We start from the raw sequence: 8700 nt of genomic DNA on the forward strand, positions 1-8700 counted from the left end.
GCTTCACCCGATCCGTCCCAGCACCGGCACGCCTTTCCCCGTCACAGTGTCGCTCAGCCCATACGCCGCTCGCACTCGTGCCGCGGCGCGCTGAAAGCCTGGCTCGTCGCGGGCGTGGATGAGCGCGAGCGGCTCGTCCCTTGCGACGGCCTGTCCGATCTCGGCGAGCCCCGTCAGCCCGACGGCATGGTCGATCGCGTCCTCCGGCAGGCGACGGCCGCCGCCGAGTTCGACCACCGCGAGGCCGAGCGCCCTGGCGTCGACGGCGTTGACGAAGCCGGCCTCGGCGGCGGAAACGGGCCGCACCAGCGGCGCCCGCGGCAGGTAGGCGTCCGTCCGCTCGACGAAATCGGCCGGCCCGCCGAGGCCCGCCACCATCCGGCCGAAGCGCTCGGCGGCGGCGCCGGAATCGAGGGCTCGGCGCGCAGCGGCGAGCCCGGTTTCGGCGTCGGGAGCGAGGCCCGAAAGCGCCAGCAGTTCGGCGGCGAGCGACAGCGTGACGGTCTCCAGCCGGGCGTCGCGACGGGTGCCGGTGAGGAACTCCACCGCGTTCCGCACCTCGACGGCATTGCCGGCGGACGAGGCCAGCGCCTGGTCCATACGGGTGATCAGCGCGCTCGTCTTCAGCCCGGCGCCGTTCGCCACCGCGACGAGATCCTCCGCCAGATCGCGGGCCGCCGCCTCCCCGGCCATGAAGGCGCCGGAGCCGGTCTTGACGTCGAGGACGAGGGCGTCCAGGCCCTCGGCGAGCTTCTTCGACAGGATCGAGGCGACGATCAGCGGCACCGATTCCACCGTCGCGGTGACGTCGCGCACCCGGTAGAAACGCCCGTCGGCGGGGGCGAGCCGTGCCGTCTGGCCGACGATGGCGCAGCCGATGTCGGCGACGGTGCGGCGGAACGTCTCTTCGTCCGGAACGATCGTGTAGCCGGGGATCGATTCGAGCTTGTCGAGGGTGCCGCCGGTGTGGCCGAGGCCGCGGCCGGAGATCATCGGCACGGCGGCGCCCGAGGCCGAAAGGATCGGTGCCAGCATCAGCGAGACGTTGTCGCCGATGCCGCCGGTCGAGTGTTTGTCGACCACCGGCCGGTCGAGGCCGGGCCAGGCCATCACCGCGCCGGAATCGCGCATCGCTTCGGTCAGGGCGACGGTCTCGCCGCGCGTCAGGCTGCGGAAGATCACCGCCATGGCAAAGGCGGCGATCTGGGCGTCGGAGATGCTACCGTCGGAAAAGCCCGCGACGAAGGTCTCGATCTCGTCCGGGGAGAGGGATTGGCCGTCGCGCTTTTTCGCGATGATCTCCTGCGGGAGCGTCACGGCCGTACCCGTCTTGGCGGGTCGCTGGACACGGCAGCGCTAGTAACCGGCGCGCTGCCGTCGATGTCTGGCGGACCAGACGTCGGACCCCTCATCTCAATACCCCGCCTTGCCGCCCGGCCGCTCGGTGCCGCCCGCGACCGCGAGGAGGTCGGCCAGCACTCCCGATGCGCCCAGCCGGAAGCGCTCCGGCGTCGGATAGTCCAGCCCGCAGATCGTTTCGGCGAGGCGCATGTAGCCATCGGCGTCTTCGAAGGTCCTGATGCCGCCGGCGGGCTTGAAGCCGACCGTGCCGCCCGCCTTGGCGATCTCTTCGAGGAGGATCGTCGCCGAGGCGGGCGTGGCGTTGACCTCCACCTTGCCGGTCGAGGTCTTGAGGAAATCGGCACCGCCCGCAAGTGCCGCGCGGCAGGCGGCGCGGATGGTGGCTTCGTCGTAGAGCCGGCCGGTTTCGAGGATCGTCTTCAGCCGGGCCGGGCCGCAGGCGGCCTTGATGGTGCGCACCTGCGCCTCGACGAAGCCGGGGTCCGTGGCGACGCGGTCATAGGCGACGACGAGGTCGATCTCGTCGGCTCCGTCCGAAACCGCCTTGCGGGTTTCGGCGAGCGTCGCGTCGACGTCGGCGCCCCCGAGCGGAAAGTTGACGACCGTCGCCACCTTGATCCGGCCGGAAAGTTCGCGCCGGGCGAAAGCGACGAAGTCCGGCCAGATGCAGATCGCCGCGACCGGGCCGAACGGCGTCTCGGCCCTTTCGCAAAGGGCGGCGACGTCGGCCTCGCGGCAGTCGTCGCCGAGATTGGTGAGGTCGAGCCGGGCGATCAGTTCGCCGGCACGCCGGGGCGATGTTGCGTCAGCCATCCTGGTCTCCTCCCGCCTCGTCACCCGTCGAACGCGCCGTCCCGCAGCATGGTTTCGACGATGCGCGAGAGCTTCGCGCCGCCTTTCGGGGCCATCGTCTTGGTCTCTTCATGAGAGAGTTCCGTGCCGGTCATGCCGGCCCCGTAATTGGTGATCACCGAGGCGGCGACGACCTTCAGGCCGACGAAGCGGGCGAGGATCGTCTCCGGCACGGTCGACATGCCGACGGCATCGGCGCCGAGGATGCGCGCCATGCGGATTTCCGCCGGCGTCTCGAAGGAGGGGCCGGAAAACCACATGTAGACCCCGCCGAAGACCGGTTCGCCGAGGCGCTCCGCCGCCGCCGCCATGCCGGCGCGAAGTCCGGGGTCGTAGGCGCTGGTCATGCCGACGAAACGGGCGTCCGAGGCCTCGCCGATCAGAGGGTTCATGCCGGAAAAGGCGATGTGGTCCTCGACGATCATCACCGAACCCGGCGGGATGTCCTGCCGCACCGAGCCGGCGGAATTGGTCAGGAGCAGACTTTCGATGCCGAGGCCGGCGATCGCTTCGATCACCGGGCGCATCGCCGCCGCATCGCCGCTCTCGTAGTAGTGGACGCGGCCGGAGACGATCAGCACCGCGCGTCCGCCGAGCTGGCCGACGATCACCTCGCCGGCATGGCCGGACACGGCGCTCACCGGAAAGCCGGGGATCTCGGCGAAGGGAATGCGGGCCGCGACCTCGACCCTTCCCGCGAGATCGCCGAGGCCGGAGCCGAGCACCATCGCCACGGTGGGCGGGGCGATGGGCGGCCGGGCGCCGCCGAGCCGCGCGCGCAGGAGATCGGTGGCCTGGCTCATGCCGCGGCGTCGCCGAGGGAATTTGTGGCGAAGGAATGCGGGAGCAGGTCCTCCATCGTCACCGTCTCGACGATCCCTTTCGCCACGTCGCAGAGATGAATCTTGGTGTTCGGACTGGAAAACTCTGCGAGGCGCTGGCGGCAGCCACCGCACGGGCTGCAGGCGACGAGCTTTTCCGCCACCACCACGACCTCGGCGATCCGCGAGCCGCCGGCCATCACCATGTGGGCGATGGCGCTGGTCTCGGCGCACCAGCCTTCCGGGAAGCTCACGATCTCGATGTTGCAGCCGGCGTGGATTTGCCCGTCCTCGGTCAGGATCGCCGCGCCGACGGGAAAGTTCGAATAGGGCGCATGGGCCTTGGCCATGGCGGCCTTGGCGGCGTCGAAGAGGCTGTCGGTCGTTGCCATCATCGTTCCTTCACATAGGGCACGCCGCCGGCCCGCGGCGGGGTCGCCTTGCCGACGAAGCCGGCGAGGAGAATGACGGTGAGGATGTAGGGCAGGGCGGAGACGAACTGCACCGAGACCTCGCCGACGAGCGGCAGCTCGACGCCCTGGATGCGGATCGACACGGCGTCGAGAAAGCCGAAGAGCAGGCAGGCGAACATCACCGGCACCGGCTTCCAGTTGGCGAAGATCAGCGCGGCCAGCGCGATGTAGCCCTTGCCGGCGGTCATGTCGCGGGTGAAGCCGGCGGCCTGGCCGGTGGAGAGATAGGCGCCGGCAAAGCCGGTGAGGACGCCGCAGATGATCACCGCCCGGTAGCGCAGGAAGGTGACCGAGATGCCGGCCGTGTCGACCGCCGCCGGGTTCTCGCCGACCGCCCGGAGCCTGAGGCCGAAGCGGGTGCGGAAGAGCACCCACCAGGTCAGCGGCACCATCGCGAAGGCGACGTAGACGAGCGGCGTCTGGCCGGAGAGGACACCGGAATAGATCGGACCGATCACCGGCACGTCGCGGACGGCCTCGGCGAAGGGCAACTCGACGGCGGTGAAGCGTCCGCCGCCGAAGAGGCTCGGCGTGCGCCCGCCCTGGCCGAACCAGGCCTGGCCGAGAATGATCGTCAGGCCCGCGGCGATGAAGTTGATCGCGACGCCGGAGACGATCTGGTTGCCGCGATAGGTGATCGAGGCGAGGCCGTGGACCAGCGAGAAGCCCACGGCGGCGAGGATGCCGAAAACCAGGCCGAGGAGCACCGAGCCCCAGACCGCGGCGGCCGAGGCCGAGGCGAAGGCGGCGATCAGCATCTTGCCTTCGAGCGAGATGTCGAAGATGCCCGACCGTTCGGAATAGAGCCCGGCGAGCGCCGCGAAGAGCAGCGGCGTCGACAGGCGGATGGTCGAATCGATCAGGTCGAGCAACGAGGCGAGATCCATCACCGCGCCTCCCCGACGTTTGCGCCCGCCGGCTCCTCGGTGCGGAATCGCACCCGCTGGTAGGCGGCGCCGATGCCCGGCCGGAACATGTTTTCCAGCGCTCCGGCGAAGAGGATGACGAGGCCCTGGATGATGACGATCATGTCTCTGGAGATCGCCGGCATGTCGAAGGCGAGCTCCGCCCCGCCCTGATAGAGCATGCCGAAGAGAATGGCGGCGGGGACGATGCCGGCGGGATGGCCGCGGCCCATCAGGGCGACGGCGATGCCGACGAAGCCGGCGCCTTGCGGAAAGTCGATGGCGAGACGGTACTGGTCGCCCATCACGGCGTTGAGCGCCATCATTCCGGCGAGGCCGCCGGAGATCATCATGGTGACGACGATCACCCGCGTCTCGGACATGCCGGCATAGCGGGCGGCGCGGGGCGAAAAGCCGAGCGTGCGGATCTCGTAGCCGAGCCGCGTGCGCCAGATCAGCACATAGACGAGAACGGCGGCGAGAAGCGCGACGAAGACCGAGACGTTGAGCGGCGCGCCGCCGAGATTGAAGCCGAAGAGTTCGAACAGGCCCCTCAGCTTCGGCAGCTGGCCGCCGGCGTCGAAGGTGCGGGTCTCGGGCGCCATCGAGCCGACGGGCTTCAACACGCCGACGAGGAGATAGACCATCAGCGCGGCGGCGATGAAGTTGAACATGATCGTGGTGATGACGACGTGGCTGCCGCGCTTCGCCTGGAGATAGGCGGGGATGAAGGCCCAGAGCGCCCCGCAGGCGAAGGAGAGGGCGATCGCCAGCGGCAGGTTCAGCCACCAGGGCAGCACGGCGCCGAGCGACAGCGCCACCGCCGCGACGCCGAGCCCGCCGACATAGGCCTGGCCCTCGCCGCCGATGTTGAACAGCCCGCCATGGAAGGCGACGGCGACGGCAAGCCCGGTGAAGACGAAGTTGGTCGCGTAATAGAGGGTGAAGCCGAAGCCTTCCGCGTATCCGAACGCGCCGCGCAGCATCAGCGCCGCGGCCTGAAGCGGGCTCTCGCCGACGGCGACGACGACGAGCCCGGCGACGAGGAAGGCGACGACGAGATTGATCAGGGGGATCAGGCCGTAATCGATCCAGGCCGGGAGTTTGGCGTAGGGACGGCTCATCGACGCGACATTCTGCGTTGGAGGGCGGGATGAGCCGCGTGGAAGGAGGATCGACGAAGCGAGGGAGCACGCGGATGGTGGCGCTTGAGTCCAGGCGCGAACACCGAAGCGGCGTCATCCTCGGGCTTGTCCCGAGGATCTACTGCCGCCCGTCGAGACGGCTGGTCGTGGGCGAAAAGCATCCGTTCAAAGCTTCTGGTGCGGAAGTCACAGTAGATCCTCGGGACAAGCCCGAGGATGACGAAGCTGCGTCCTTCGGATCCCGTTCGGCAGCATCGAGAGGGAGATTTCGCTCTCGGACTTATCTCTCGAGAGCAAACGACGATGAGGTCGCCCCGCCTTTGCGCTGGCTCGGTCATCCCGATCTGCCACTTTCCATTAGCCGAGACGATCATGTCAGATCGACCCGGCCGTCGTCGTCCATCCGCCAGAAGGGATTGTGCGCGACCTCCCAGAGATGGCCGTCGGGATCGCGGAAATTGCCGGAATGGCCGCCCCAGAAGGCCTTTTTCGGCGGCTTGACCGGGCTGGCGCCGGCTTCGACCGCGCGGGCGTAGAAGGCGTCGACGGCTTCGGGGCTGTCGAAATTCACCGCCAGCGCCATCGAGCCGGAGCCGGCCGGCAGGTCGCCTTCGCCGCCGTCGGCGACCATCTCGGCGCGGTCCCACAGCGACAGGACGATGGCCTCGCCGATCATGAAGGCGGTCGTCTGGACGCTGTCGGCGGACTTCTTCCAGCCGAGCGCCGCGTAGAAGGCGGTCGCCCGGGCGACGTCGGCGACGCCGAGCGTGACGAGGGTGATCCGGGCGGGGTTCATTCGGCGGCTTCCTTCTCGTCGACGCCGGCCATCAGGAGGCCGAGTTCGGCCTCGCTCGCCTCCGGCCCGCGCTCGCCGACGATCCGGCCGGCGAACATCACCAGGATGCGGTCAGAGAGGGCACGGATCTCGTCGAGTTCGACCGAGACGAGCAGGATTGCCTTGCCGGCGTCGCGCATTTCGACGATGCGCTTGTGGATGAATTCGATCGCGCCGACGTCGACGCCCCGGGTGGGCTGGCCGATGAGCAAGACGTCGGGATCGCGCTCCATCTCCCTTGCCAGCACGATCTTCTGCTGGTTGCCGCCGGAGAAGTTGGCGGTCTTCAGCCGGCAGTCGGCCGGGCGGATGTCGTAGGCCTCGATCTTCTCGCGCGCGTCGCGGCGCATCGCATCGAGGTCGAGCAGCGGACCCTTGCGAAAGCGCGGGTCGTCCTGATAGCCGAGAATGGCGTTCTCGTTCTCCTCGAAGGGCAGGACGAGGCCCATGTGATGGCGGTCTTCGGGAACGTGGGCGCAGCCGATGCGGCGGATCTCGGCCGGGTCGGACTCCCTGGCCGGGTCGATCTCGCGGCCGTTGAGGACGATGAGACCGGCCTTCGCTCGGCGGATGCCGGCGAGCGCCTCCAGAAGTTCGCTCTGGCCGTTGCCGGCGACCCCGGCGATGCCGACGATCTCGCCGGCCCTGACGGAGAACGACACGTCGTCCACCATGGTGACGCCGCGCGAATCCTTCACCGTGAGGTTCCTCGCGGTCAGAAGGGGATCGCCGGGCCGCGCCGGCTGCTTGTCGACGGTGAGGAGGACGCGGCGGCCGACCATCAGCTCGGCGAGTTCGGCGACCGAGGTGTCGGCGGTCTTCTTCGTCGCCACCATCTCGCCCCGGCGCATCACCGAGACGGTGTCGGTGATCGCCATGATCTCGCGCAGCTTGTGGGTGATCAGGATGATCGTCTTGCCCTCGGCTCTCAGCTGCTTCAGCACGTCGAAGAGGTGATCGGCCTCGGACGGGGTGAGGACGCCGGTCGGCTCGTCGAGGATCAGGATGTCGGCGCCGCGATAGAGGCTCTTCAGGATCTCGACCCGCTGCTGCAGGCCGACGGGCAGATCCTCGACGACGGCGTCGGGATCGACCTCGAGCCCGTGGTCCTCCTCCAGCCGGCGCAACTCGGCCCGCACCCTGGCGATGCCGGAGGACAGCAGCGGCGAGCGCTCGGCGCCCAGCATGACGTTCTCGACCACGGTCAGGTTGTGGACCAGCATGAAATGCTGGTGGACCATGCCGATGCCGGCGGCGATCGCGGCGTTCGGGTCGGCGATCTCGACGGTTTTGCCGCCGACGCGGATCTCGCCGGCGTCGGCCTGGTAGAAGCCGTAGATGATCGACATCAGGGTCGATTTGCCGGCGCCGTTCTCGCCGACGATGCCGTGAATGCTGCCGCGCTCCACCGTGAGGTCGATGGATCGGTTGGCCCTGACGGCCCCGAAGCTCTTGTCGATGCCGATCAGTTCGATCGCCGGTTCGGCCATGTGGTATCAGGACTTCCGCGGTTGTTTCGCAAAGAGTAATCAGCCAATCCTGCAAACGCCATAGGCAATTCGGTGGGGAGGCGGAGGAGGCGGGATGAGCGACGGCGAGAAAGGGGAACGGGCGCCGCGCGCCGAGCCCCGGCGGCGGAGCGATTTTCCGCTGCTGCGGACGCTGACGACGCGCTGGTCCGACAACGACCTCTACGGCCACATGAACAACGTCGTGCACTATTCGCTGTTCGACACGGCGGTGAACGGCTGGCTGATCGAGAAGGGCCTGCTCGATCTTCAGGGAGGCGAAGAAATCGGACTCGTGGTGGAGACCGGTTGCCGTTACCATGGCGAACTGGCCTTTCCCGATCCTGTCACGGCGGGAATCGGCATCGGCCGGCTGGGGCGCTCCTCGGTGCGCTACGAGATCGCCCTGTTTCGCGGCGAGGATGAGATGGCGGCGGCGGAAGGCTTCTTCGTCCACGTCAACGTGGACCGGAAGACCCGGCGGCCCGTCGCGATCGGGCCGGCCAGGCGCCGGACATACGAGGAGATACTGCTATGAGCGAGCCGAACGAGGGGGCGGGTCCGCGGATCGAGGATCTCGAGGTGATGGTCGCGCATCAGGCGCGCACGATCGACGAGCTGTCCGAAGAGCTGACAAGGGCCGTGCGGATGATCGAGCGGCTGCAGCATCTGATACCAATTCCCGCATTGACTGACTCGTATGGGATTCCCGACCCGTCCGGGATATGATTCAAGATGGCGAACAGGAGTTTGTTCGCCATGGCCCCGCCCATTCCGCTTCGCTCAGACTATGAAGCTC

10 protein-coding genes are annotated in these 8700 nt (G+C 68.4%); 2 read left to right on the forward strand and 8 right to left on the reverse strand.

Annotated elements, in window-relative coordinates; translation table 11 throughout:
* Positions 1 to 3 precede the first annotated feature (3 nt).
* The 8 genes from deoA to LZD57_RS20950 form a co-directional block, all read right to left on the reverse strand.
* Positions 4 to 1317 (reverse strand): thymidine phosphorylase, encoded by a 1314-nt coding sequence (gene deoA, locus LZD57_RS20915; RefSeq protein WP_233721526.1) that lies wholly within the window; start codon positions 1315 to 1317, stop codon positions 4 to 6.
* A gap of 96 nt (positions 1318 to 1413) precedes the next feature.
* Positions 1414 to 2175 (reverse strand): deoxyribose-phosphate aldolase, encoded by a 762-nt coding sequence (deoC, locus tag LZD57_RS20920; protein WP_233721527.1) that lies wholly within the window; start codon positions 2173 to 2175, stop codon positions 1414 to 1416.
* A gap of 20 nt (positions 2176 to 2195) precedes the next feature.
* A complete protein-coding gene (locus tag LZD57_RS20925; RefSeq protein WP_233721528.1) occupies positions 2196 to 3017 on the reverse strand; it encodes a purine-nucleoside phosphorylase in 822 nt (273 codons plus the stop codon).
* Positions 3014 to 3427, reverse strand: coding sequence for a cytidine deaminase (locus LZD57_RS20930; protein WP_233721529.1), 414 nt, complete (start codon positions 3425 to 3427; stop codon positions 3014 to 3016). Before LZD57_RS20930 ends, LZD57_RS20925 begins: the two co-directional genes overlap by 4 nt.
* Positions 3427 to 4395 (reverse strand): ABC transporter permease, encoded by a 969-nt coding sequence (locus LZD57_RS20935; protein ID WP_233721530.1) that lies wholly within the window; start codon positions 4393 to 4395, stop codon positions 3427 to 3429. Before LZD57_RS20935 ends, LZD57_RS20930 begins: the two co-directional genes overlap by 1 nt.
* Positions 4395 to 5537, reverse strand: coding sequence for an ABC transporter permease (locus LZD57_RS20940; RefSeq protein ID WP_233721531.1), 1143 nt, complete (start codon positions 5535 to 5537; stop codon positions 4395 to 4397). The genes LZD57_RS20935 and LZD57_RS20940 overlap by 1 nt, the downstream gene beginning before the upstream one ends.
* Before the next feature lie 391 nt (positions 5538 to 5928).
* Positions 5929 to 6354, reverse strand: coding sequence for a VOC family protein (locus LZD57_RS20945; RefSeq protein ID WP_233721532.1), 426 nt, complete (start codon positions 6352 to 6354; stop codon positions 5929 to 5931).
* Positions 6351 to 7883 carry an ABC transporter ATP-binding protein gene (locus tag LZD57_RS20950; protein ID WP_233721533.1) on the reverse strand — a complete coding sequence of 511 codons (1533 nt, stop codon included), beginning with the start codon at positions 7881 to 7883 and terminating at the stop codon, positions 6351 to 6353. Before LZD57_RS20950 ends, LZD57_RS20945 begins: the two co-directional genes overlap by 4 nt.
* 94 nt (positions 7884 to 7977) lie before the next feature.
* Between LZD57_RS20950 and LZD57_RS20955 the strand changes: the two genes are divergently transcribed.
* Both LZD57_RS20955 and LZD57_RS20960 read left to right on the forward strand, forming a co-directional pair.
* Positions 7978 to 8439, forward strand: a complete 462-nt coding sequence (locus tag LZD57_RS20955) for an acyl-CoA thioesterase (RefSeq protein WP_233721534.1) — start codon at positions 7978 to 7980, stop codon at positions 8437 to 8439.
* Entirely contained in the window at positions 8436 to 8630 is a 195-nt protein-coding gene (locus LZD57_RS20960) for a SlyX family protein (protein WP_233721535.1), read from the forward strand. Before LZD57_RS20955 ends, LZD57_RS20960 begins: the two co-directional genes overlap by 4 nt.
* Positions 8631 to 8700 lie beyond the last annotated feature (70 nt).

The sequence above is a fragment of the Jiella avicenniae genome, from assembly GCF_021390325.1.
Taxonomy (GTDB): Bacteria; Pseudomonadota; Alphaproteobacteria; order Rhizobiales; family Rhizobiaceae; genus Jiella; species Jiella avicenniae.

Coding starts and splice junctions, on each gene's coding strand:
- deoC (WP_233721527.1), bottom strand. CDS start 2,175: ATGGCTGACGCAACATCGCCCCGGCGTGCCGGCGAACTGATCGCCCGG.
- LZD57_RS20925 (WP_233721528.1), bottom strand. CDS start 3,017: ATGAGCCAGGCCACCGATCTCCTGCGCGCGCGGCTCGGCGGCGCCCGG.
- LZD57_RS20930 (WP_233721529.1), bottom strand. CDS start 3,427: ATGGCAACGACCGACAGCCTCTTCGACGCCGCCAAGGCCGCCATGGCC.
- LZD57_RS20935 (WP_233721530.1), bottom strand. CDS start 4,395: ATGGATCTCGCCTCGTTGCTCGACCTGATCGATTCGACCATCCGCCTG.
- LZD57_RS20940 (WP_233721531.1), bottom strand. CDS start 5,537: ATGAGCCGTCCCTACGCCAAACTCCCGGCCTGGATCGATTACGGCCTG.
- LZD57_RS20945 (WP_233721532.1), bottom strand. CDS start 6,354: ATGAACCCCGCCCGGATCACCCTCGTCACGCTCGGCGTCGCCGACGTC.
- LZD57_RS20950 (WP_233721533.1), bottom strand. CDS start 7,883: ATGGCCGAACCGGCGATCGAACTGATCGGCATCGACAAGAGCTTCGGG.
- LZD57_RS20955 (WP_233721534.1), top strand. CDS start 7,978: ATGAGCGACGGCGAGAAAGGGGAACGGGCGCCGCGCGCCGAGCCCCGG.
- LZD57_RS20960 (WP_233721535.1), top strand. CDS start 8,436: ATGAGCGAGCCGAACGAGGGGGCGGGTCCGCGGATCGAGGATCTCGAG.